This window comes from Arcticibacterium sp. (genome assembly GCF_055134445.1).
In genome coordinates, this window is sequence record NZ_JBSRVI010000054.1 from 1 (window position 1) to 23,094 (window position 23,094).

The window sequence follows — 23,094 nt, forward strand, 5'->3', positions numbered from 1 at the left end:
GCTGTTCGAGGAAAAATAAGAATTTCTCGACTTAACCTAAATTCAGGTCTTAGTTCATTATCAATTCTAACATCGAGGTTAAATAAGTAGGGTGTTAAAAATCGAATTCCAGCTACTGCTGTGGTATTTGCTTGCTCATTATTCTTTTCAAATTTATTCTCCGCATTTAATCCTATAAAAACTCTAAAATAATCGTATAGGTAGCGTTCGTAGGACAATTCAAATTCAAAGTTTTCATTCCAACCATATTCTCCTGTCAAGTTAATCTGATTATAAGTGTTGGAAGAAACTAAATTTAATTCAGTCAGGTGTGTAGCTGCTTCCAGTGTTCCCCACGAATAAAAATGATTACCTTCATTCGTTACTTTTTTTAATGGATAAGGTTTCATTCTTGGATCGCGAATAGTGTCATAACTATAAATTCTAGCCATACCAGCCATCATATGGTATAAAACATGACAGTGAAAAAACCAGTCCGAATCTTCTACTGCATCGAACTCAATAACCACCTTTTCCATTGGTGCCACATTAACAGTATGTTTTAAGGGAGAATAGTCTCCATTTTCATTTATCACTCTAAAGAAGTGACCATGTAAATGCATGGGATGATGCATCATTGTTAGATTGTTTAATGTAATTCTAACAATTTCACCCTGCTCAATTTTAATTTTATCTGCTTTAGAAAGCGGAACCCCATTCATGCTCCAGATGTATCGCCACATATTTCCAGTTAAATTTAAAAGCACTTCTTTTCGTGGTTTATTTTTGTTGAAATCGGATTTCTCAGGAGATTTTAGGTAGTTGTAGTTGTACTCAGAATACATGTTCATTGCATTCATTTCAATTTTGCCATCGATTTTAGCTTCGGACTCTGCTGAGCTTGGTGAAGGTGTCAATGCAGGCATTTGCATTTTATCGTTCATCTTCATTAAAGTATCAGCAGTCATTTCCGTACCGCCCATTTTCATAGACGTGTCGAATTTCATATTCTTTATTTTATGATGATTATGTTTTTCCTTTTTATCACCATTATTCATTTTTGAATGATCCATGCCTTTCATTTCTCCATTCATTTTCTGCATTTGCATGCCCCAATTGTCCATCATTTCTTTTGGCTTTTCTATGGTGGGCATAAACTTCATAGCAGGAGCACCCATGCGCATATCCATTTGAGCCATTTTTTGCATCATCATGATTTTATCGGGAGGTGGCAATATTTCAGCTTTTAAAGTATCTATACCATTTCCAATATAAGTCAAGCTATGTCCTGAGCCATCTTGCGCCATTGCCCGCATTTCAATTGTTTTGCCTTCTGGGATTTCAATAATAAAATCATAGGTTTCAGCAATAGCTATAAAGGTTTTGTTGTGTTTCACAGGAACTACATCCAGTCCATCAGCAGAAATAATAGTTGGATCGTTTCCACCAAAAGTCATCCAAAATTGTGAAGAAGCTGAACCGTTAATGATTCGCATTCTTACTTTTTCACCACTTTTATAGTCAGAGTTTGAGTTGATTTGTTCTCCATTGCTCAAAAAGGCTGGGTAATAAATATCGGCTATATCCGCTCCTTCCATACGCTGTTTCCAAAAGTTAAGTTGAGCTCCCAAAGCACCTCTTTTTATAACCATTCCTAGTGGAGTAGACGTTCCTTTTTTCATTCCGTACCATTCATTTCCTCGTTTTAAATTTCGAAGTACATTCATTGGCTTTTGGTTGGTCCAGTCAGAAAGCACAACTACTAATTCTTTATTGTAGTCATTTCTTTTTTGTTTGGGTTGGATTACAAACGAACCAAAAACACCACTTTGCTCTTGAAGCATGGTGTGTGAATGGTACCAATAAGTACCTGCTTGTTTGATTGGAAATTCATATTTAAAAGTTGCACCAGGTAAAATTGGGGGAGTAGTTAAATATGGAACTCCATCTTGAAAATTGGGTAAAATCAACCCATGCCAGTGTACAGATGTTTCCACATCCATTTCATTGGTCACATAAATCACGGCATAATCGCCTTCTGTAAATTCTAGTGTTGGGCCGGGAGTAGTTCCATTAACGGTCATTCCGATTGTCGGTTTTCCCGTTTTGTTAACCAATTCTTTTTTAATGGTTAATCGGTGTGTTGTAGTGTCATTCTGCGCAAAAATAAAGAGCGGTATAAACACTATAAAACTAACTAGGTTGAGGTATCTTTTGAACATGTTTTATGAATTTAAGATTCTGAAGTCTCTTGTTTTATACTATCGTCTTTTTCATAGCCATGCCCAATACAAAGGAGAGTCTGAGAAAAAACAATAGGTAAAGTATTTTAAGATGCAACTTTTTCATTTACATCAATAATTGATATACAGAGTTAACACTAATGTAATTGATACACCAAAACCTCTATATTAAAAAAGAAAGCCTCTTTTATAAATAGTTTTATAATTAGAGGACTTAGCTTATGTAAATTTCTCATTCACTTCAAGTTTATTCTACTGAAATTACCTCAAGTGACATATCACATTTAGAGCATTTGTCGCCCTTATGTCCTTTTACATCAGGATGCATCGAACAAGCATGTGTCATCTCATTAGTGGCTTCATGATTCATTTCATCGTGGTCGTGCTCCCCTTCATTTCCCATCTGTTTATGCTCTTCGCCTGCAGCATGTTCATGGCTTACCTCTTGATGTTGTTTTTCTCCACCACAGGAAGTGAATGTTATTGAAGTTGCAAATAAAAAAGCTGCAACAGTTGTCATTTTTAAAATTGGTTTTTTCATAATATTTAAATTTAATAAGATTTCTAATTTTTAATTTGCTTTTTCAACAATTGTGCATTTATAGCTACAACAATCGTACTTAAACTCATAAATACTGCCCCAATTGCAGGTCCTAATACAAAGCCTGATGAATAGAAAACTCCTGCAGCTAATGGAATAGCAATTACATTGTAGCCAGTAGCCCAAACGAGGTTTTGAATCATTTTTCGATAAGTTGCTTTTCCGAATAGAATCAAGTTGGCAATATCTTGTGGATTGCTATTTACCAAGATAATATCAGCAGTTTCAGCCGCAACATCAGTGCCTGACCCAACAGCAATACCCACATTTGCTTGTGCTAAAGCTGGTGCATCATTTACTCCATCTCCTGTCATGGCTACAAATTCATTTTCGCTTTGAAGTTTTTGCACAATCTCTACTTTTTGATGAGGTAATACCTCAGCAAAATAGCCATCTAACCCAAGTTTGTCACTTACTGCTTTTGCAGTTTTTTCATTATCACCTGTGGCCATTAATACTTTTATATTATTCTTTTTAAATACCTTAATTGCGGCTGCAGATTCAGGTCTAATTTCATCAGCCAAGGCAATATAACCTGCCAGTGCACCATCTACCAAAACAAATACAACTGTTTCAGCAGCATCGCTATAGGCATCTTTTGGAATAGTTATTTTTTCATCTCTCAAAAAGCCGGGACTAACTACCTTTATTTTTTTCCCTTCTACATCAGCTTCTACTCCTTTACCTGTAATGGCATTGAAATTTTCAAGCTTAGGAATATTGATATTATTCTCTTTTACTTTTTTTACAATTCCCACAGCAATTGGATGTTCAGAGCTTTGCTCCAATGAACTTGCTAGTCTTAAAATCTCTTCAGAACTATATTTTTCATTTATCGATTCAATTCGTGTAACTCCAAAATCGCCTTTTGTTAACGTACCCGTTTTGTCAAATAACAAGACGGAGATTTTACGAGACTCTTCAAAAGCTGTTCTATTCCTAATTAACAAACCATTTTGAGCCGATACTGCAGTTGAGATTGCTACAACCAAAGGAATGGCAAGCCCTAATGCGTGAGGACAAGCGATAACCATAACAGTTACCATTCGCTCTAGGGCATAAACAAAAGGAAAACCAAGGATCAACCAAACAGCAAGTGTGCCGAAACCTATAGCAAGAGCAATGTAGGTTAGCCATTTGGCTGCACGATCAGAAAGGTTTTGCATCTTAGACTTTGTCCGTTGTGCCTCGTCTACCATTTTAATTACCTTGTTTAGGTAACTGTCTTGTCCGGTATGCTCTACCTTAACTTTTAAGATACTATTACCATTAATAGATCCACCAATAACCTTATCGTGAATTTCTTTTTTTACCGGTTTAGATTCGCCTGTAAGCATTGACTCATTCAAATAACTTGAGCCTTCTGAAATAATTCCATCTGCAGGAACTTTTTCTCCAGGTTTAATTAGTATAAGATCATTTTTAAGCAGGTCCTCTAACTTCACTTCCTCTATATTTTCCCCTTTAATCCGATGAGCTTCTGAGGGCAACATACTTACCAATAATTGAAGAGCTTTTGAAGCACCTAATACCGATTTCATCTCTAACCAATGACCCAATAACATAATTACAATAAGGGTACTTAATTCCCAGAAAAAATCTTCTCCATCTAAGCCAAAAACAGTAGCAGAACTATAGAAGTAGGCAACACTAATTGCCATGGATATGAGTGTCATCATACCGGGCCCTTTTGACTTTATTTCAGTGTAAAATCCTTTTAGGAAAGGCCATCCCCCCCAGAAGTAAATGAAGGTGGAAAGTGCAAAAAGTATATATGGATTGCCGGGAAGTAAAAAATCATAACCAAAAAATCCTTGGATCATTGGCGAAAAAAACAAGATCGGAATGGTAATGACAGTAGATATCCAGAAGCGTTTCTTAAAATCCTCTACCATCATTTTGTGATGATCATGTCCCATGTGTCCGTGAGAAGGATTAGAACTGTGATCATTACCATGGTTCATTTTAGAATGATCTTCCTTATTGTGATTCATCTGTTGGTGTGAATGCTTTTCCATTATAGTTGTATTTTATTTTGATTGAGGGTATTTTAAATTTAATTTTTCGAGATATTCGACCATGGTTTTTGCAACCTTGTAGTTTCTATACCATCGTTTATCTGCAGGGATGATGCTCCAAGGAACATGGGTGCAGTCTGAAATGATCCGATTATATACCTTTTTATAATCATTCCATTTTTTTGCCGCCTTTTTATCTTCTTCATCATATTTCCACCTCTTGTGGGGCTCTGTAAGTCGCTCCTCTATTCGTTCTGCTTGTTCTTCTTTTGAGATATGAAGGAAAAACTTGACCACATGAATATCGTTTTTAAGAAGATGTTCTTCTACTTGATTAATGAGTGCATACCGATGGTTAATTCTTTCTTCGTCAATGGTATTGTTCACTGTGGGAACAAGAATATCTTCATAATAAGACCGATTGAATACTTGTATCATGCTTTTAGCAGGAATATGTGGATATACCCGCCATAAAAAATCATGTTTCTGTTCTTCTTCAGTAGGTTTTTTGAACGATTTTACCTGAAGTCCCATTGGGTTTATACAACTCATCACATGCCTTATTGTACCATCTTTGCCAGAGGTATCCATTCCTTGTAGAATTATCAGCAATCCAAAACGTCCATCGGCATAGAACTTATTTTGTAATTCAAATAGCTGTTTATGAAAAACAGTAAGTTGTTGCTTACATTCTTTTTTTGTAAAGCCTTTTGGTGGCTTAGTTGATATTTCAGTTAATTTCTCCATAACTTATTGTTTCAGTTTAACTGTAAAGTATTCTCCCGATGGTTCTTTAAAAACTTGTTTCAATACTCCTTTGTTGGGATTGATCTGTTCTCTGAGAACATAACTTATCGTATTAACATTCAATCCAAAGAGAAAAGACTTTATTGTTATTGTAGATGTCAAAGTGTAAGTGTCGGAATCAGGATTGTAAGCCACAACTTTACGATTTGCTATAGTCCCTTCACTATTGGTTCCGAAAAAACCAAGAGCACCACCTTCAATCAAAACAGTAAACGAAATGTTATCTAATGTTAAGTCAACTTTCATCGGACTAGGATACAGTCCAAATTTACTATTTAATTGAACCTTAACTATCTTGTCACTACTAAATGCTGCAAAAGGAAATATATTCATTAATATTTTTTCGTCTTTTGGGTTACAGGTGTATTTGGTTTCTGAACTATCTTCTATATTTCCACTTTTGCTGTAATTGTAAACCTTCACATTTACAGACAATTTATCTTGAAACCTATTTATTTTACCAACCTTCAATAGATCTTTACTTATGACATTTCCCGATTTATCAAAGCTTTCTCTTAGGTAGTTATTTCCTTCCATTTGAAGTATCAACATTTCCTTACCCTCTTGTGCAGAAGATAACAAAATGCTAAATGAGCATATGAATATGAAACTTACCAACTTCATATATGGTGCATTAATTTTTTTACTTCAGAAGCAATTGTTTTGCTTAAATCTATCTCATTCGTGGTGTGAGGAATGGTATTGCAACTTACAATTCTCTCAACACCTGATTCTAATAAGTCTTCGTAGGCATTTCCTGAAAAGACTGCATGGATTCCAATACAAATTGGCGATTTCATTCCTGCATTTTTCAAATGTTGCACAGTTTCGATCATGGTTCTTGCCGTAGAGATAATATCATCTACCAGTACCGGTGTAGCATCTTTGTATTTCTCTATATTAGGAACAGAAACTTCTACATCACGGTCGCCGTGTCGTATTTTTTGAAGCACAGTAAATGGAGCTTCAGCTGTTTTTGCCACTTTAGAAACCCATTGTTCACTTTCGCTATCGGGTCCTATCAACACAGGGTTTGGTATATTTTCTTTAATCCATTTTGCAACATCATCCGCAGCATGTATTACCGTATTTGGTATATGATATACTTCTCCAAGCGAACTGATTCTGTGTAAATGAGGATCTATAGTAGTAACGCTATCCGCAAATCCTGAAATGAGTTTTCCGAAGTATTTTGCAGTAATACCTTCTCCTTCATGAAAAACCTTGTCTTGCCGCATATAGGCCAAATATGGGGCTACTAAACAGGTACACATAGCACCCAATGACTTTGCCGTATTACTCAAAAAATAGAGTGGTAAGAGTTTAGAATCAGGTTCGTGAAGAGTAGCAACGATCACTACACATTTTCCTTTTACATCTGATAGAATTTGAGTGTAAGACTCTCCATCGGGGAACTTCCTGAAATTGGATTCTCCAATTTCAGCATCTAAATGAGATGCCAACTTTTGAGTTAATTTTTCATTGCCTTCTAAGGCAAAAAGTATTATTTTCATTTTATTACTTTTAGTTAATTGTCAATATATTATCGTGTCTTTTCTGGTATTCTAAGGCATAATCCAACTCTCCTTTTGATTCTGCATAAATGGTGTAGAGTAGCTGTTCTTCTTTGATCTGATCTCCTAAGTGTACTTTAAATAATATGCCTGCTGATGGAGATTGTGGAGCTCCTGAAAGCTTGGCTAGTTTGGCCAGTTTTCGATTATCAATCGCTTTTAGCGTTCCAGACCTCTCTGCTTTTATATCATGTTTATAAGGGGCTAATTCAGGCTGATTGAACCTTCCTTGAGCTTTACAGATTGCTGTAAATTTCTCCATGGCTTTACCTGATTCTAATAGTTGCTTAGCAATCTTAGTTCCTTTTCCAACTTGAACTTCTCCAGAAAGTTCCAACAATTCTCCCGCTAAAAACAAGGCTCTATTTTTAAGATCTTGCGGAGCAGATACTTTATTTTCCAGAACACTTAGGATATCAAAAGCTTCCAAAGCAGGTCCAATTCCTTCTCCTACCGGCTGACTGCCATCGGTAATTACTACTTTTACTTTCAAACCAACAGCATCGCCAACTGTTTCCATGTGGCTTTTTAGCTTTTCGGCCATTTCTATATTCCTCACTTTGGCAGTAGGCCCAACTGGTATATCGATCACAACATGGGTTGATCCTGCAGCAGCTTTTTTAGAAAGCACAGAAGCAATTAACTGTCCTTCGCTATCAATATCTAATGCCTTTTCAATCTTGATTAGTACATCATCTGCAGGACTCAATTGTGCAGTACCACCCCAAACAAAACACCCACCTTCTTTTTCTACTACGGTCTTTATTTCTTCTAAGGAAAGCGTCACATTGGTCATAACTTCCATTGTATCTGCTGTGCCTGCGGGCGAAGTGATGGCTCGCGACGATGTTTTTGGCATCGTAAGTCCATAAGCAGCAACAATGGCAACCACTAATGGGGTGGTTCTATTCCCAGGTAATCCGCCAATGCAATGTTTATCAACTACGATTTCATTGTCCCAGTTCAGCTGCTTGCCTGAGGCTATCATTGCTTTAGTAAGGTCAGATATTTCTTCAATATCCATTCGATTACCAGCGCAGGCTGTAATAAATGCCGAAAGATGGATGTTGGAATAGTTGCCTTCAACGATATCCATTACGATTTCGTTAAACGCTGAATAATCCAATTTTTGATTATAGATTTTCGCTCTGACGTGTCTTAACGAATCAATAGGTTCTAAATGTGACACATATAAGGTGTCATTTTCAAAAACATTTAGTTTTTTTGCAGCAGCTTCTGATAAACCGATTTCGTTAGGCAACAGTAGATCTGAATTTATAACGTTGAGACTTGCTACAATTGAATGGGTTGACTTTGATATCCTTATCCTTGTGAGTGCTTCAAAACCCTCGGAAATACATACGTGACAATCTTCCCGCATGTAAACTACGTTTTCGTTCTGGGTATAGATGCCGAGATGTTTATATTTTAGGATATTTGAGTGTTCTTCCATAGTTTTAATTTTTTGTAGTTTCAAGCAACTATTTTATTTCTTCAATATTATAAAGTTGTGGGATTTCAGCATCCCAATCATAGGTCTCCTTTATGCCTTTCTTTAGTGCTTCTGCACTTTCTTTTTCACCGTGTACAATGAAAATCCGCTCTGGCTTATTTTTTATTTTACTCATCCAATCCATAAGTTCTGCGTGGTCTGCATGTGCGGAAAGTCCTTCAATATTTGCGACCTGCATACTGAATGGCACCCATTTGCCATAAACTTTTAACTCCTTATCTCCTTCCAATAATTTTCTTCCACGAGTTCCTTCAGCTTGGTAACCCACAAAGAGCAAAGTGTTATTCGGGTTTTGCGCTTGGGTTTCAAGGTAGTTGAGCATTCTGCCACCAGTAAGCATTCCACTTCCAGCAATAATGATTTTTGGTTTGTTATCGGTTCTTAATTCCATTGTTTCACGATAGCTGCTTACGACCGTAAAGTGTGAACACATTTCATCACAATCATTGTCTTCCAACCTGTGCCAATCTCTTGTGCGATGGAAAAGTTCCAATACATTCGCCCCCATTGGGCTATCCATTATCATTTGTACTTTTGGGATTTTCTTTTCTTTCAATAATTTCCAAAAAATCAGCATCATTAGTTGGGCCCGTTCTACCGAAAAACTTGGAATGAATAGGCTGCCACCTCTATTGATAGTGTCATTAACCAATTTTTCAATCTGCGGAAGTGCTTCCGCTTCGTCAGGATGAAATCTTCCTCCATAAGTAGATTCTATGAAAAGCACATCCGCTTTTTTTGGTTTTAGAGGTGGAAAGAGCAATAAATCATTGGTTCTTCCAATATCTCCAGAAAAGACAAAACGCTTTCCGTGGACGTCCAACTCGATGAAAGTTGCACCAAGAATATGACCGTTGTATTGGAAACGAGCTCTAATACCCTTAAACAACGGTATCCATTGTGCTTGAGGAATTCCCCTAAAATGTGGAATGGTTTTTTCTACATCTTTTAAATCGTACAATGGTTCAGCAGGACTGTGTTTAGAATAACCTTCTTTGTTGGCTCGCTCGGCTTCTTGTTCTTGAATTTTCGCACTATCGTTCAAAATTATTTTTGCAATGTCCAAAGTGGGATTAGTGCCATATATGGGGCCATTAAACCCTTGTTTTATTAATCGTGGTAAATACCCTGTGTGATCCATATGCCCGTGTGTGAGTAATACAATATCAATTTCCGAAACTTCAATCGGTGGATATTCCCAGTTTTTAAGGCGCAATTCTTTTAAACCTTGAAAAAGTCCGCAGTCAATCAGTATTTTTTTATCTCCTGTGTCCACTAAGTATTTTGAGCCGGTTACTGTTCCTGCCGCTCCCAAAAAGTGGATGTTTATTTTATTGTTTTTCATCTTTATATTATTTATTTAATGTCAACTACAGCAGGAAGCTGAGTTTCCATTTTCTTGTTTCGATTCGTTCAAATCTGCTATTTCATCATATAAATTGCGATAGTCATCTTTAATTAATTTAGCTAAGTTCTTTACGGATTCTGGTTCATTATTTACCATTTCAAGTAATATAACAAAGGCTTCTTCAAGTAGCTTTCTGTCATCTTCCAATGCTTGGTAAAAGGGCTCTAAATCTATGCGGTTCTGTTTTTTCAGTTTATCAGTTTCCAATGGTTCTATTTTTAGATTAAAAATTGATTTAGTTCTTTAATAAATTCTACATAGTTCTTTTGAATCATCGAGAATCTTTTTGTGTCTTGATTTTGGTACTTCTATTTGTTCTAACATATGGGGAGTTTCATGAAGTTCTTTGCATAATACAATACCTTTATCCAATAATTTTGTTTTTTCGGCTTTGGTAAGCGTTGTTAATGCTGTTAAAGGATGTAAGCCTGCTTTATCAATTCTACTTTTTAAACTATTGTTTGCCGGATAATCCCAACTCAATAGCTTTAAACCGGAACACTCTGCATACTGAATAGCATCAGTAGTAAAACGAGTATTAGTGGCAACCCATCCTTGATGAAATTTAGTTTCATGCCCTTTTTGTTTTTCCCACTTTGCCATTACATCCAAAAATCTAGATTGGATATAAAGTGGGATCTTTACATTGCAAAACCTTCTTTGGTCAGAATGAAATTTGCATTCAATCATATAATGATTGTTGTCTTTTTGGGCAATTACATCAACTTCATGTTGTACACATTTCCCTTGAACTATAACTCCAACTTGAGTTTCAAAACCTTCATGATCTAAAATTTTTCCAATAAATTTTTCAAATGGAAAACCGGAAGGGCCCAGTTCCATAATGGCCTTCTTCAATTTATACTTGGAAGCATGTGTTCTAGACTTATTTTTTAACTTTTTAAACGCTAATCTGTATATCTCCTTGGTAGTCATTCCTTGATATAATATTGCATTTATTCCATCTATAACTTCTTGCACTACTTTACCTTCAGCTCCTGATCGCTCCAATGAATTCCTGAGTTTTGACTCATCAAAAAAGGCAGTTTCGCCTGACATCTTAGTAATTGTGATATTTTGACTCATTGTTTATCCTTTTTTACTTTTATGACTTTCAATATGATGGTTCAATATCTGTTTTAAACTATCCAAGTAATCTGAAAAGTTTTCGATAGTGAGTTTCTTTGAGTTATTTTGAGCAATAGTTACAGGGTTTTCATCCAGATTTCGATACAGTTCGGGGTATTCCTGCTCAATCTTTAAAGTAAGCTCATTAATTTCTTTACTAAGCTGTTGTAATCGTTTCATGTATAAGGTTATTTTACATGAATATTTACACTCAAAATCGGAAAGGAAGAATGATTAACTAAGCTTTCGGTAATGCTTGGGGAGAGCATTTTCATAAAGCCACTTCTACCATGAGTAGTCATAGCAATAACATCAGCTTTTATTTTGTCAGCAAATTTCTGAATCCCCCTTTCTTCATTCAACGCATTGTATGTATTGATGGTGCAATTATCTCTTGGACATTTGTCCCTGAAAGCTTGCATGTTGGCTTCTGCTTCATCACTTTCTTGAAAGTGGAATGGCGTATTCACGTTTAGCAAATGAATTTGTGCATTCATTAATTCTGCAAATGCAATCACTTTTTCGAACGATAGATGTACATCTTCTTGAAAAGTAGATGCGAAGACAATGTTATTTACCTCAAATTTTGCAGGCTCATCTTTTAAAACTAAAACAGGGACTTTAGCATTTCGTATTACTTTTTGAGTATTGGAACCTAGAATTTCTTTTGTACCATGAGCACCATGAGATCCCATGATTATAAAATCATGTTGATGGTGTTCAATGTGGTCTATGATCTCCACCTTTCCTTTGTCAAAAACCAAAAATTCTTTTGAAACGATTCCTTCTTTTTCTGCTCGTTTTTTTAATTCATTCAATTCATTTTTCGCTGTTCCAATCTTTGCTTTTGTTTCAGGATATAGCTCTTCCTTTTCTAAAGAAAGTTTTACCCAATCAGTTGGAGTAGCAAGTAAATGCAAAAAGTGAATCTCAGCATTTGCTTTTTTAGCTATTTCAAATCCAATCTCCTCTGCAACTTTGGCACAATCGGAAAAATCGGTTGGTACTAATATGTTTTTCATAGGTTAAAAATTTATCTCATTTCTATTATTTCTCCTTTTTTAAAGAAGTCAACATTTTATTTTTATCGGGTTTAATTATTAATCATTTTTAATAGCTTTTCTAACTCTTGGTTAATGCCATGTTGTTTCACAACCTGATCAAAAGGAGTTAGTAAAAGTTGATTATTAAAAAATCCGATCATTTTATTTTTTTCTCCTTTTAAGAGTTCATCTATTGCAGCTACACCTGACCTAATGCCTAACATTCTATCAAAAGCCGACGGACTTCCACCTCTTTGTACATGGCCTAATTTGGTAATTCTAAGGTCCACTATTGAATTGATGGCTCTAATTTTTGCCGCCACTTGTTCTGAGCCAATTTCATCGCCTTCAGAAACCACTACAATGAAGGCATCTTCTCCTTCATAGCGACCTATTTTTTGGATCATAGAAGAAAAATCAGTCTGACTTTCGGGAATTAGTATGGCATTGGCAGCAGCACCAACCCCTGAATGAATGGCAATGTATCCCGAATCCCTTCCCATAACCTCAATTATAAATACCCGATCATGCGATTCGGCAGTATCCTTAATCTTGTCGATATTTCCAATGGCAGTGTTTACTGCAGTGTCAAACCCAAGAGTGTAATCTGTTCCTGATAAATCATTATCAATAGTGCCGGGAATTCCAATACAAGGAATATCACTTATTTCAGAAAAGACCAATAGACCATTAAATGTTCCATCGCCTCCAATAGCTATTAAAGCACCTATATCATGTTCCTCAAGTGTTTTTAAGGCAGCTTTTCTCCCCTCTATGGTTCTAAAGCGTTCGCTTCGGGCAGTTTTGAGAATCGTTCCTCCAACATGAACTTTCTTTTCTAATTCACTTATAACCAAATGCACAATATTTCCATTGATCATTCCATCAAAGCCTTTTTGAATACCACTTAGTTTAATTCCATTAGAATCGGCAGCTTTTGCAATACCATAAATGGCCGCATTCATTCCGGGAGAATCTCCACCGGAAGTAAAAACCCCAATATGTCTCAACTTATCCTTCATAATTACAGTTGCTCTTTTATTTCGCCACATTTTGGCATTTTTTCTCCTAAGTATGGGTTGTTGATCTCTTTGCTGTCACTGATCCAGTAGGCACCTATGCCATCAAATGCCATTGGGCAATAGATAGCATAAAGCCTTTTATTAATTTTTAAATCAAAGCTCTTTACAGTGCAATAAACTATTTCGGAAATATGGCTGAAATATGACTGTTTCTCTATTAGTTCAGTAAGATGTAGCATCTCCGACAACTTCTTGGTGTATAAAGAATCATGTTGTTGCCAGGCTTTTTTACCTTCTGCTGCCAACGATTGTTTACCCACCTGTTCTACCTTTTCTTTCATCTGAGTTGTCAGACTATTTATTTTTGTGAGATCCGACTCGAAAAAAGCACTTTTAAGTTCAAGATAGGACTCAATAACAGCTTCTAATTCTTTCTTTATTGAGTCTCCAAGTAAATAAGGTTCTTCCAAAAGCAGAATATCTTGATGTGCAAATTCATCCTTCAGAGATTGATGTTGCTCATGCATGTTACCAGCTACTTTCTCCTCATCTCGACGATCTTCATTTTTTTCATGAGGATGCCCTATATCCATAATTCCTTCTTCAATCGCTTCATGATTTTCACTATCATGATCGCTGCTACTATTGTTGCCACAGCTCCCAAATAGAAGTGCAACAGAGAAGGAAATAATTATCGAAATTGATTTTAATGTATTCATATTGATTGCTTTAAATTATTTTTTCCATAGAACCGATCAAAAAATACACAAGCCGTTAAGTCTCCTGTAACATTTACCGCTGTTCTAAACATTCCTAATAATCGCTCTACACCAATAATGATTATAATGCCTTCGGCAGGAATGCCTGAACTACTTAATACCGAAGCGAGAATAACAACACCACCTCCAGGAATAGCAGGCGTACCAATAGATGCTGCAACAATTGTTATGACAATTACAATAATATTCAGGATGCTCATTTCTAAGCCATAAGCTTGAGCGATAAACAGAGTTGTTATGGTTTGATAGAGAGCAGTTCCATCCATATTTACTGTAGCACCAATGGGAATAATGAAGTTGCTGATGGACCTATCTAACTTTAGATCCTTCTCGGCAGTTTTTAGTGATAAAGGCATTACTGCTGCTGAACTTGTAGTGGAGAATGCCAATAGTTGAACGTCTTTGATCTTTTTCAAAAAGCTAAAGGGATTCGTTTTACCTAAGAGGGCGGCAATTAGTAAATAAATCCCAACCAGTATTAATAATCCAAGAAGCACAACCAGTACATAATAACCTAAACCTGCCAGAGAGCTAAGACCAACACTTGAAGTTAATTGAGCCATTAAGCCAAAAACTGCAATAGGAACCAATAACATCGCCCATTTAACTACGATCATACAAATTTCTTGAACTGCCCCTAATAGCAACTTCACTGGCCTTAAAAAGTTGATTGGAAGAGAAAGTACTGCAATGCCAATAATGACGGTAAAGATCACAATGCTAAGCATTTCTCCACTTACCATAGATGCCAAAGGGTTTTCAGGAAGAAGATTAGAGATCATGTTGGGAACATCATTCAATTTAAATGACAATTCTGCATTTTCACTTCCTAATGAAAGAGCCGCTTCATGTTCTTCAATCGCTTGTTCGTGTAGAAACCTTCCCGGTCTGAAAAGCATGGATAGCACAACACCTATGGATACAGAAATAACAGTAGTTGAAACAAAATACAACAATACGCCTCCTCCCAATCTTTTCAAATTCTCCTTGTCGTTGCTCGCAATACCAATAATTATAGAAGCAACAATTAGTGGGATCATGATCATTTGAACCAACTTCAGGAATAGAATACCGGGCAATGCCAACCAATTGCCTAAAGTATCGGCCGTAGTTTTGTTTACCCAACCATTTTGAGGACTTAACAATAAACCCAAACCAACGCCTAAGAATAAGGCAATAATTACTTTTAGCCATAGTTTTCCTTCTACCATTTTTTGCAGGTAGCTATTCAAGGAAGTTAAAGTCTTCAATTCTGTGTCAAACATGTTTATTATTTAATAGTCTATTTAAACAGACCTCTTTCTTTTAGTTTTCCGATCTTTTTGCTCAAATAGGTCAAGGGTCCTTTTATCTCAAAAGCTCCATCTCCCGAAGCATATTGACGAGCATATTTATCAATTAACGGATAGGCAATAGAAACATCATTTTCAGACAGATCCAATTGAAGTAATTCTTCTTTAAACTGTGAGTAGGATTTATAGCCCATAATGTTGACCACTTCTAAGTAAACCGTATCTTGTTGTAATTCAATATTTATTTTCTTGTCAGGAACAGCTCCTACTGTTAAATAATAATAGTGTTCCTGATGCTGAACGGTTGAAAACAGAATAGTATCCTCCTTATTCATTTTAATTTCAAAATAGCCATTAGCATCCGTAGTAGTCCCTTTTTTACTGCTCAGATTATAAATATTCACATAACTCAACAACATAATTGAGTCGGCACTGCAACTGACAGTACCGCTTATTTTTGTTCCATAAATAGAGGTCTGAGCCTTTAGTTCACTAGAAGAAAATAGAAAAAGGCTTAATAGGAGTATTCCTGTGTATGCGATTTTTTTCATTTTAATACATTTAAAGATTCATTAGTCTTTTTGATTGAGTTTTCTGCACTCTTTTCAATCCCTGTTAATGCTCTTATGGCATCGATCGTTTCAGGAATAACTATAGCCTGGTTATCTACCACATAAGCGTAAAACAATTCATCATCTACTACCTTTAGCATATCTTGCCAAAGTGCCACTTCATACATATCTCCGTAAGGTCTGCCTATAGAAAGCATCCATTCCTTAATGGTATTATTGGCTGTTAAACCGTCTTTGTAATTAATTAATTTAATTCTCGTAGAGGTTTTAAATGCGGCCAGTACTTCTTCTTTGGAGGCTTTTTTGGTCAACTGCACATTCCAATAATGCAAGTGACTTAGTGTTTGAGGCACCTTTACCGCAGTAGTAATAACATCCAAATCAGCATCTACCGTTTTTGCATCAGGTCCTTGATGACTTGGAATTTCCTTCTCGGGAACTAAGGTATTCATGATGCCACCCAAATGGCTTTCCCATGGGTCTGTAGCTCTTCGTAAAAGGGTTCCTCGGGCTTTCTTCAGCAAACCTGCTTTTTTCAATGCAGTTAGCGTACGAAGAATGGACGTTGTATTACAGGAAACTACTCTTGTAGCATCTAACCCAATGGCAGATTCATAATTATTCTCTGCACTAAAAGAATGTCCTGTTACTTCATGTTTTTCTCCCCCATGAACAATGAATTTTCGATTTGCTGTTTTGTATTTCTCTATGTTCTTAGCAGCAACATTTTTTGGAGTACAGTCTACAATAAGATCTGAATTTGCTATTAAATCATCCAAATTTCCTCTTATTGGAATACCTGCAGCAGTCATTTGGTTCTTATAGTTATCATCAAAAGCGAAAACAGCATATTCTTTTTCAACGGCCATCTTTATTCGCCAATCTGAGATCACATCACAAACGCCTATTAATTCCATATCGTTTTGTAAAGCAACGGCATCTGCCACTCGTTTGCCGATTACCCCATATCCATTAATTCCTATTCTAACTTTATTCATTTTCTTGTATTTATAGTGATGTAATTTTTAAGTTTTATCATTTTTTAGGGTATGAATATTATTGATGTTGGATAATCCAAAAACAACTAAAACGAAACTCTGACCGATCTCTAACATCACTATTAACTTTGCAGATAAGCTCACAGGAACAATATCTCCGTAACCAATAGAGGCAAAAGTGACTACACTGAAGTAGAAAAAATCGAAAAGTTGATTAAAGTAATTTGCGGTTGAATAATTTTTTATTCCTTGAAAGGAATTTGAGTCAGCTGCGTACAAACAAGTAAAGTCTGCCGAGTAAGAAAGGATTATCAGGAATACAAGGAGTCCAAAAATCCACAGCAGCTGTGTAAATGAATGGCACTTTTTTATTGATTTATTAACCTGTTTAAAAGTAAAAAAGGTAAAATAAAAAGTTTTGATAAGAGCAATAATAACAACTAAGTAACTCGTCCACAAAACTGCATGGTCAGCAAATTGCATAAGGTAGATATACACGATAGGAATTGCTAATGCAATTAAATAAGAGGGACTCATTTGTTGAAACAGCCCAATGAAAAATGTACTTGACGATTCTTGTTTATTATTCAAAACTTATTTTTTTAGTTATATCTTTAATTAGAGTTTTAGCATTGCTTCTTGGTCCCATTTTTAAAAGAAACAAGGCAGTTAGGATGGAAACAATACCGATTAAAATGAAAGGAGCATTTCCATTTAAAACAAATACTGCTGAGCCAATTAATGGGCCTATCATTTGACCAATTCCACCGAAAGAAGATTGCATACCAAATGCCCATCCTGAAGAGCTTGAGCTTTTTAGTGATACTTGAGCCAGTATGTTGGGAACTATAAAAGAAGTTCCCAAGCCAAACAAGCCAATAGCTAATAATATAAACCATTTGCTTTGAGCAAATAGAAAGAGAGTTAGCACAACACCTGAAACTAAAAAGCCGACAATTATTTGTTTATTGAACCCTTTAATAAGTAAATGCCCCCATTTTGCTACGATAGGTTGAAAAACAGCCATCACTAAACCACAAACAAGCAAACTCAATCCGATGAAGGAAACCGTAAACTCTACTGAGCCTTTTAGTTGCAATATAATTACAGTTTCAAAAGCCGTAATAATGAACTGAATAATTAAAGAAAGCAATAACAACTCTTTATATTGAGCCCATTTGCCGGGAGGGAAAAGCATTTTATTTCGTGGCTGCTTTATTTTCGTTAATCCTTTATCTGTTTTTAAAATGAAAATTGCAACGAGCAATGTAAACAAGCCTATCAAAGCAAGAACTACGAATGGTACACTAAACCGATCTAAATTGAGGTGGAATGATTTTATCCAAATATGGATATCGCTTTCAATTAATAAAGCACTTAAGGCAGGTCCAATGATGACTCCAATACTTACAGCAGAGCCTGCCCAAGCCATTGCCTTAGTACGATCTGCTTTATCCGTAATATCACTAATGTTTGAAATTACTACAGGCACTAAAAAGGAAGAAAGTAAACTGCCTACAATTCGAGAAAAATAAAGCATTTCAATACTTGTACTAAATCCAATCAAAAGCTGCATTAACACAAAGCCACCTAAACCAAGAAAAATTAAAAATCTCGGTCCAATCCGATCCGATATATTTCCCCAAAAAGGTGCCGTAAAAACCAAAGTTATTGGATAAATAGCTGTAAGTATTCCAAAATGAAAAGCAACTTGATCGGCAGTTAAAGTTGAATCGTTGAGTTGTTCAATAAAATACGGAAGAACGGGCAACAATACTCCATAACCTAACATAACCACAAAAAGGCAAATAAGTAATAAGAGAAAATTTTGTGATGATAAATTAGTTTTCATTCGTCTCTAATTTACTTAGGATTTGACGATTACTATTTTTAATTGATTTTTGCCAATATAAATGTTCATAAAGGCTCGACCAATACATACCAAAACTGAAAGCAAAGAGCAATTCTTCTAGTGGTACGCCAAAGATTAAAATACTACTCAGCTCATTTAGGTTCCAATAAAGCACAACATAGTTAGGATAAAATGGAAGAATGCTTCCAAAATATATAAAATACAAAACAGTGAAAAGGAGGCCTCCAACCCAAATATTACTTTTAAGGTCGGGGCGACAGTATAAGGTGAACAATGCACCTATAAACAAAGCCAATACTCCACAGTAGATGTGATTAAGGTTGGTGAAATAAGCGAATAAAATAAAAATAGCCAGTGGCACAAAAAGAATAAATCGGTGCAACTTGTGGCGAGCATGATTCCGCTCCTTAGTATCAATTTCTAAAATTGTTTGTTTAAAAACAAGTTGATACAGCACCGAACCGATACCGCCGATAGCAAAAGAAAAAATTATACTTTCAATATCAAAACCTGTTCTTACTGCCAAGTCAAAAAGAGAAGGAGGAAACCAATATTCCGGCACAAATAGTGGCTCTGTAAGTCCGAAAGGAGCTGTTATTAAGCTCATTTTGAGCATAACCTTTCTAAACGCAGGTTTGAATCGATAGATTACCCACCACACCACTAATATTATTATAGACCAATTGAACCAAACGTATTGCATTTTTATTCCACTTTACTTTATTTTTATTCTCCTTTTTTTCTTAATAATTAAGCTATATTGTTGTTTTCATACTTTATGATTAGCGTTTAACCACAACAAGATCCTCCTGTTTTTTTACCCACTTCTTTTCCGGCAATACTATAAGCACCAGCATTTGTTAAAGCATGCTGCAACTGCTCTGTATTAATAGTATGATTCGCTTCTATAACTGCTTGAGGAGGGGTTAAACTTACATTTACAGTATTTACACCATCTATCTGTCTCAATGCTTTTTCAACATTTTGGACACATCCTCCACAGCTCATTCCTTTAATTTCAATTTGTTGTTTCATCTTTTTTAATTTTAAATTGATTGAATATTTTTCATTTTTGTTCTAATTAATTTTTTAGTCTGTTTCCATTCCCATTGGCATATTACCTTCATCGTCTGTGTGTGAAATCATAAAGTACCGTTCTGCAACAAGTATTAGAATTATTCCAATTGCCGCTACAATTAGTACCAATGGATCGTTGAGGTATTTAATGTAAAGAAATGCTGCGAGTATAACGATGTCTAACACAATGGCTATTACAGGTATGATAGGCATAAAATCAACCTTTTTCCTTAGGTGGCGGAAAAGCCCCCAATGAATGGCAATATCCATGATTAAGTAAAAAATAGCTCCAATAGAAGCAATCCTTGTTAGGTCTAGAAGAGCGGTCAGTATAATGGCAAGAGAAACAGTCAATAGGAGAGCGGGATTTTTAAAATTCCCCATTCTATTTATAGAAGGTACTTGTTTCATATTGCTCAACATGGCCAATAAACGAGATGCTGAAAATACACTAGCTAGCACTCCTGAAAAGGTTGCTACAATGGCTATTGCTATGGTAATCCATGAGCCCCATTCGCCAAAAACAGGTTTGGCAGCAGCAGCTAAAGCATAGTCTTTTGCTTCAATTATTTCCGGTATACTTAAGCCTCCTGCTACCGCCAACGCCAACGCCACATAAATTAGCGTGCAAATAAGAATGGAAAACACAATGGACCTTCCAAGATTTTTATGTGGGTTTTTAATGTCGCCACCTTGGTTTGTGATTGTTGTAAATCCTTTGTAAGCAAGAATAGATAAGGCCAACGCTGCTAAAAAGGCAAACCCTTGAGGCAAAGCTTCGGTATTTTTTGGAATATAACTCCCGGTAATATCTGCAAAGCCTGAAACTACAAGACCGGCGATGGCAAGCAACGCTATTCCTGCTACTTTTATAATTGCAGTGATTGTTGCCGTTGAACCGATTGCTTTATTTCCTAAAACATTAATAATGTATGCCACAACTAAAAGAAGAACACCAAGAATGGGAGCATAATTGGCAAATCTCTCAGGAAATAACCGTAGTGTGTAAGCCCCAAAAGTACCTGCTACCAAACTTTCTGAAACCACCATGGATATATACATTAGTAATGAAAAGAGCCCTGTTGTGGTTCCAGGTCCGTATGACTTATTCAAAAACTTAACTACACCACCTGAGGATGGATAAGCATTTGAGAACTTTACGTAAGAGTATGAACTGGATCCAACTACAACAGCACCGGCAATAAAAGCAATCGGAAATAGATCGCCTACTAGCTCTGCTATTTGCCCCATAAGCACAAATATTCCAGCTCCAATCATAACCCCAGTACCAAGAGATATGGAGCTAAGTAGAGAAAGCTTATCATTTTTACCTGTTTTATCTTCCATCAATATTCTATTTCTTTTCGTAATTAGTAGAAGGTGTTGGTTTAAAGCTTCTAATGATTAGTCGGTTGCTATTGGTTATTATAGTATTTAACTCAGGTTGAATTCCCTCTACTTCAGCCAAGCGAAACAATACATTCTTATATCCATTTATTTGTTTCCTAAAAGGAAAAACAATATTATCAGGTTCGAGGGCACTTGTAGCTACTTGATAGAGTAAAGGCTGAAATTGATGGAAATTATTTTTATCGAATAGCACCAACTGAACCTTTTTATGTTTCAGTTCTTCAACTAATGCTAAACCGGCAAAACCATCGCCAATAATAACAATTCTAGGCATGTTCGACTTAGGCAAGCAAATGTTTTCTAGCGTTTTACAAGCTTTCGAATCTGTTGGAATTGTATTATCGTGTCGCATTTCTTGCTATTTTATCTTTTAGTAATGATTACTGTTGCTTCATGAATGCATTAGCCCCATCTTTTGAAGCAAAGTAAAAAACACTTCCACTATTTTTATCTTGAACAATAACGGCTGATGCTTTATCAACCTTTGTATCAGCAGTTGGATTTCCTCCAAAACGCACATCATTCAAATTATTCTGTAGTTTTTCAATACAGTTTTCGCAGCAACCATAATAAGTAATACCACTTACATCGATGGGTATTTGTGAAACTCCCATATATCTGTCGTTTACCATACATACTTTTTCGTTGGGAACAATCTCATAGTTTGAAATAAGGTCTGATGATACTTCAGTTGATTTTGGCGATTCTTCTGCTTTCTTATGTATCGGGTTTTCTGTTTTTTGCTTTTCCTCATTAGTGCATGAAGAAAGCATAAGTAAAAGCATTGAAAATATAAATAGACTTATCAGAACTTGTGAGGCATTGGTTTTCACTTCTGGAATTGCTTCAACTTTTACTCGAGTGTTAATTTTATTAAAATGGATCTGTTTCATAAGTTTTATTTTTAGGTGTTTAATTTCTTTCTTCAATATATTGTACTGCCTCTTTTACTGTTAAATTCCTCGTTGCATTCCCAGCACGCACATAAAATAAAGTTTTATTTTGATGGTCTAAATAAACAGGCTTAGTTGAAGGTTCAACATGAATAATGCAGATGATCTCACTACCTAATTCGTAAAACCTAACGGAGCAATGCTTGCAGTGGTTGTTACCAAAATTAGCAGTGATTAAATCGTAAAATCTTCGTTCAAATCCATCTGAATTTTTCTGTCTAAGTGTGTCAAAATCTTTTTTGAGACCCAATATTTCTCCATCATCTTTTACACCAATAATTAACTTACCACCTTCCGCATTTAGAAAACCCGCAATCGTTTTTGCAATAACAAGTTCCAATTCATTGTTAGTGGTCTTTAAATTATAATCGTACCGAAAAGATGATTTAAATTCGACAAAATGACTTTCTCCTTCTTTTATTAAAGTTTGTGCATCATTCTCTAATAATTTGTTTTGTTTTTTTACGATTTTCCTTTGCTTCAGTAAGCTATTCCAATAAATACCCGATATCATTCCTATTATGCCCCCAATAATTATAAATACATAAGACATCGGAAGCATTTGGAAAGAGAACGAGTAAAAAATTTGAGCTGCAACATTGTCCCACAATTCAGCCGCTTTGAGTTGCTTACTTTGTGCTGTAAAACCCACCATAAACAATGGGTGTAGTAGAAAGTAAAACACAGAAGCACCCAACAAAGAATGAAGTACAATTATTTTTATGGAGTAAATCTGTTTTCCTATTTTCACTTTCTATCTTACTTTATTAAATTGATAATTAAAGAGGAATAATTAATAAACCA

The 23,094-nt window shown here is 35.7% G+C and carries 25 protein-coding genes; all 25 read right to left on the reverse strand.

The genetic code is table 11. The annotated features are described in order from the left end of the window. The coding region (locus ACTBZY_RS07500; RefSeq protein WP_463045737.1) for a multicopper oxidase domain-containing protein at nucleotides 1-2,201 on the reverse strand (2,201 nt) is incomplete at its 3' end. A 268-nt stretch (nucleotides 2,202-2,469) separates the two neighbouring features. Then, complete coding sequence (locus ACTBZY_RS07505) at nucleotides 2,470-2,763, reverse strand: heavy metal-binding domain-containing protein (protein ID WP_463045738.1); 294 nt, start codon at nucleotides 2,761-2,763, stop codon at nucleotides 2,470-2,472. A gap of 23 nt (nucleotides 2,764-2,786) precedes the next feature. Next, nucleotides 2,787-4,841, reverse strand: a complete 2,055-nt coding sequence (locus ACTBZY_RS07510; protein WP_463025571.1) for a copper-translocating P-type ATPase — start codon at nucleotides 4,839-4,841, stop codon at nucleotides 2,787-2,789. Nucleotides 4,842-4,853: 12 nt separating this feature from the next. Then, a complete protein-coding gene (locus ACTBZY_RS07515; RefSeq protein ID WP_463025572.1) occupies nucleotides 4,854-5,588 on the reverse strand; it encodes a PPK2 family polyphosphate kinase in 735 nt (244 codons plus the stop codon). Between the two features lie 3 nt (nucleotides 5,589-5,591). After that, nucleotides 5,592-6,200 (reverse strand): hypothetical protein, encoded by a 609-nt coding sequence (locus ACTBZY_RS07520; protein ID WP_463045739.1) that lies wholly within the window; start codon nucleotides 6,198-6,200, stop codon nucleotides 5,592-5,594. Nucleotides 6,201-6,268: 68 nt separating this feature from the next. Continuing rightward, entirely contained in the window at nucleotides 6,269-7,162 is an 894-nt protein-coding gene (locus ACTBZY_RS07525; protein WP_463025574.1) for a ribose-phosphate pyrophosphokinase, read from the reverse strand. A gap of 10 nt (nucleotides 7,163-7,172) precedes the next feature. Next, the gene (locus tag ACTBZY_RS07530; protein WP_463025575.1) at nucleotides 7,173-8,675 is read right to left on the reverse strand and encodes a thymidine phosphorylase family protein; all 1,503 of its coding nucleotides are present in this window, start codon (nucleotides 8,673-8,675) and stop codon (nucleotides 7,173-7,175) included. Nucleotides 8,676-8,703: 28 nt separating this feature from the next. Further along, nucleotides 8,704-10,080: an MBL fold metallo-hydrolase RNA specificity domain-containing protein gene (locus ACTBZY_RS07535; RefSeq protein ID WP_463025576.1), complete on the reverse strand. Its 1,377-nt coding sequence runs from the start codon at nucleotides 10,078-10,080 to the stop codon at nucleotides 8,704-8,706. 21 nt (nucleotides 10,081-10,101) lie between these two features. Next, a complete protein-coding gene (locus ACTBZY_RS07540; protein ID WP_463025577.1) occupies nucleotides 10,102-10,350 on the reverse strand; it encodes a hypothetical protein in 249 nt (82 codons plus the stop codon). Between the two features lie 36 nt (nucleotides 10,351-10,386). Beyond that, a complete protein-coding gene (locus ACTBZY_RS07545) occupies nucleotides 10,387-11,229 on the reverse strand; it encodes a restriction endonuclease (protein ID WP_463025578.1) in 843 nt (280 codons plus the stop codon). Between the two features lie 3 nt (nucleotides 11,230-11,232). After that, entirely contained in the window at nucleotides 11,233-11,451 is a 219-nt protein-coding gene (locus ACTBZY_RS07550; RefSeq protein WP_463025579.1) for a hypothetical protein, read from the reverse strand. A gap of 8 nt (nucleotides 11,452-11,459) precedes the next feature. After that, nucleotides 11,460-12,293, reverse strand: a complete 834-nt coding sequence (locus tag ACTBZY_RS07555; RefSeq protein WP_463025580.1) for a universal stress protein — start codon at nucleotides 12,291-12,293, stop codon at nucleotides 11,460-11,462. 71 nt (nucleotides 12,294-12,364) lie between these two features. After that, nucleotides 12,365-13,336, reverse strand: a complete 972-nt coding sequence (locus ACTBZY_RS07560; protein ID WP_463045740.1) for an ATP-dependent 6-phosphofructokinase — start codon at nucleotides 13,334-13,336, stop codon at nucleotides 12,365-12,367. A 2-nt stretch (nucleotides 13,337-13,338) separates the two neighbouring features. Beyond that, entirely contained in the window at nucleotides 13,339-14,055 is a 717-nt protein-coding gene (locus tag ACTBZY_RS07565) for a DUF3347 domain-containing protein (RefSeq protein ID WP_463025582.1), read from the reverse strand. After that, a complete protein-coding gene (locus ACTBZY_RS07570) occupies nucleotides 14,052-15,380 on the reverse strand; it encodes a dicarboxylate/amino acid:cation symporter (protein ID WP_463025583.1) in 1,329 nt (442 codons plus the stop codon). Before ACTBZY_RS07570 ends, ACTBZY_RS07565 begins: the two co-directional genes overlap by 4 nt. A gap of 17 nt (nucleotides 15,381-15,397) precedes the next feature. Continuing rightward, nucleotides 15,398-15,958 carry a carboxypeptidase-like regulatory domain-containing protein gene (locus tag ACTBZY_RS07575; protein WP_463025584.1) on the reverse strand — a complete coding sequence of 187 codons (561 nt, stop codon included), beginning with the start codon at nucleotides 15,956-15,958 and terminating at the stop codon, nucleotides 15,398-15,400. Further along, nucleotides 15,955-16,977: a type II glyceraldehyde-3-phosphate dehydrogenase gene (locus ACTBZY_RS07580; protein WP_463025585.1), complete on the reverse strand. Its 1,023-nt coding sequence runs from the start codon at nucleotides 16,975-16,977 to the stop codon at nucleotides 15,955-15,957. The genes ACTBZY_RS07575 and ACTBZY_RS07580 overlap by 4 nt, the downstream gene beginning before the upstream one ends. Nucleotides 16,978-17,004: 27 nt before the next feature. Next, on the reverse strand, nucleotides 17,005-17,568 hold the full coding sequence (locus ACTBZY_RS07585) for an ion channel (RefSeq protein WP_463025586.1): 564 nt from the start codon (nucleotides 17,566-17,568) through the stop codon (nucleotides 17,005-17,007). Then, a complete protein-coding gene (locus tag ACTBZY_RS07590; protein ID WP_463025587.1) occupies nucleotides 17,561-18,829 on the reverse strand; it encodes an MFS transporter in 1,269 nt (422 codons plus the stop codon). The genes ACTBZY_RS07585 and ACTBZY_RS07590 overlap by 8 nt, the downstream gene beginning before the upstream one ends. Beyond that, complete coding sequence (locus ACTBZY_RS07595; RefSeq protein WP_463025588.1) at nucleotides 18,819-19,457, reverse strand: lycopene cyclase domain-containing protein; 639 nt, start codon at nucleotides 19,455-19,457, stop codon at nucleotides 18,819-18,821. The genes ACTBZY_RS07590 and ACTBZY_RS07595 overlap by 11 nt, the downstream gene beginning before the upstream one ends. 182 nt (nucleotides 19,458-19,639) lie before the next feature. Continuing rightward, nucleotides 19,640-19,885: a heavy-metal-associated domain-containing protein gene (locus tag ACTBZY_RS07600; RefSeq protein ID WP_463025589.1), complete on the reverse strand. Its 246-nt coding sequence runs from the start codon at nucleotides 19,883-19,885 to the stop codon at nucleotides 19,640-19,642. Nucleotides 19,886-19,939: 54 nt separating this feature from the next. Beyond that, entirely contained in the window at nucleotides 19,940-21,274 is a 1,335-nt protein-coding gene (locus ACTBZY_RS07605; protein ID WP_463045741.1) for an APC family permease, read from the reverse strand. Between the two features lie 7 nt (nucleotides 21,275-21,281). After that, nucleotides 21,282-21,689 carry an FAD-dependent oxidoreductase gene (locus tag ACTBZY_RS07610; protein ID WP_463025591.1) on the reverse strand — a complete coding sequence of 136 codons (408 nt, stop codon included), beginning with the start codon at nucleotides 21,687-21,689 and terminating at the stop codon, nucleotides 21,282-21,284. A 28-nt stretch (nucleotides 21,690-21,717) separates the two neighbouring features. After that, nucleotides 21,718-22,230, reverse strand: a complete 513-nt coding sequence (locus ACTBZY_RS07615; protein ID WP_463025592.1) for a hypothetical protein — start codon at nucleotides 22,228-22,230, stop codon at nucleotides 21,718-21,720. Nucleotides 22,231-22,249: 19 nt separating this feature from the next. Next, nucleotides 22,250-23,041, reverse strand: coding sequence for an AlbA family DNA-binding domain-containing protein (locus ACTBZY_RS07620; protein ID WP_463025593.1), 792 nt, complete (start codon nucleotides 23,039-23,041; stop codon nucleotides 22,250-22,252). Nucleotides 23,042-23,094 lie beyond the last annotated feature (53 nt).

Bases quoted from the DNA above. Each gene is read 5' to 3' on its own strand.
- ACTBZY_RS07505 (WP_463045738.1), bottom strand. From the start codon at position 2,763: ATGAAAAAACCAATTTTAAAAATGACAACTGTTGCAGCTTTTTTATTT.
- ACTBZY_RS07510 (WP_463025571.1), bottom strand. From the start codon at position 4,841: ATGGAAAAGCATTCACACCAACAGATGAATCACAATAAGGAAGATCAT.
- ACTBZY_RS07515 (WP_463025572.1), bottom strand. From the start codon at position 5,588: ATGGAGAAATTAACTGAAATATCAACTAAGCCACCAAAAGGCTTTACA.
- ACTBZY_RS07520 (WP_463045739.1), bottom strand. From the start codon at position 6,200: ATGTTGATACTTCAAATGGAAGGAAATAACTACCTAAGAGAAAGCTTT.
- ACTBZY_RS07525 (WP_463025574.1), bottom strand. From the start codon at position 7,162: ATGAAAATAATACTTTTTGCCTTAGAAGGCAATGAAAAATTAACTCAA.
- ACTBZY_RS07530 (WP_463025575.1), bottom strand. From the start codon at position 8,675: ATGGAAGAACACTCAAATATCCTAAAATATAAACATCTCGGCATCTAT.
- ACTBZY_RS07535 (WP_463025576.1), bottom strand. From the start codon at position 10,080: ATGAAAAACAATAAAATAAACATCCACTTTTTGGGAGCGGCAGGAACA.
- ACTBZY_RS07545 (WP_463025578.1), bottom strand. From the start codon at position 11,229: ATGAGTCAAAATATCACAATTACTAAGATGTCAGGCGAAACTGCCTTT.
- ACTBZY_RS07550 (WP_463025579.1), bottom strand. From the start codon at position 11,451: ATGAAACGATTACAACAGCTTAGTAAAGAAATTAATGAGCTTACTTTA.
- ACTBZY_RS07555 (WP_463025580.1), bottom strand. From the start codon at position 12,293: ATGAAAAACATATTAGTACCAACCGATTTTTCCGATTGTGCCAAAGTT.
- ACTBZY_RS07560 (WP_463045740.1), bottom strand. From the start codon at position 13,336: ATGAAGGATAAGTTGAGACATATTGGGGTTTTTACTTCCGGTGGAGAT.
- ACTBZY_RS07565 (WP_463025582.1), bottom strand. From the start codon at position 14,055: ATGAATACATTAAAATCAATTTCGATAATTATTTCCTTCTCTGTTGCA.
- ACTBZY_RS07570 (WP_463025583.1), bottom strand. From the start codon at position 15,380: ATGTTTGACACAGAATTGAAGACTTTAACTTCCTTGAATAGCTACCTG.
- ACTBZY_RS07575 (WP_463025584.1), bottom strand. From the start codon at position 15,958: ATGAAAAAAATCGCATACACAGGAATACTCCTATTAAGCCTTTTTCTA.
- ACTBZY_RS07580 (WP_463025585.1), bottom strand. From the start codon at position 16,977: ATGAATAAAGTTAGAATAGGAATTAATGGATATGGGGTAATCGGCAAA.
- ACTBZY_RS07590 (WP_463025587.1), bottom strand. From the start codon at position 18,829: ATGAAAACTAATTTATCATCACAAAATTTTCTCTTATTACTTATTTGC.
- ACTBZY_RS07595 (WP_463025588.1), bottom strand. From the start codon at position 19,457: ATGAGCTTAATAACAGCTCCTTTCGGACTTACAGAGCCACTATTTGTG.
- ACTBZY_RS07600 (WP_463025589.1), bottom strand. From the start codon at position 19,885: ATGAAACAACAAATTGAAATTAAAGGAATGAGCTGTGGAGGATGTGTC.
- ACTBZY_RS07605 (WP_463045741.1), bottom strand. From the start codon at position 21,274: ATGGAAGATAAAACAGGTAAAAATGATAAGCTTTCTCTACTTAGCTCC.
- ACTBZY_RS07610 (WP_463025591.1), bottom strand. From the start codon at position 21,689: ATGCGACACGATAATACAATTCCAACAGATTCGAAAGCTTGTAAAACG.
- ACTBZY_RS07615 (WP_463025592.1), bottom strand. From the start codon at position 22,230: ATGAAACAGATCCATTTTAATAAAATTAACACTCGAGTAAAAGTTGAA.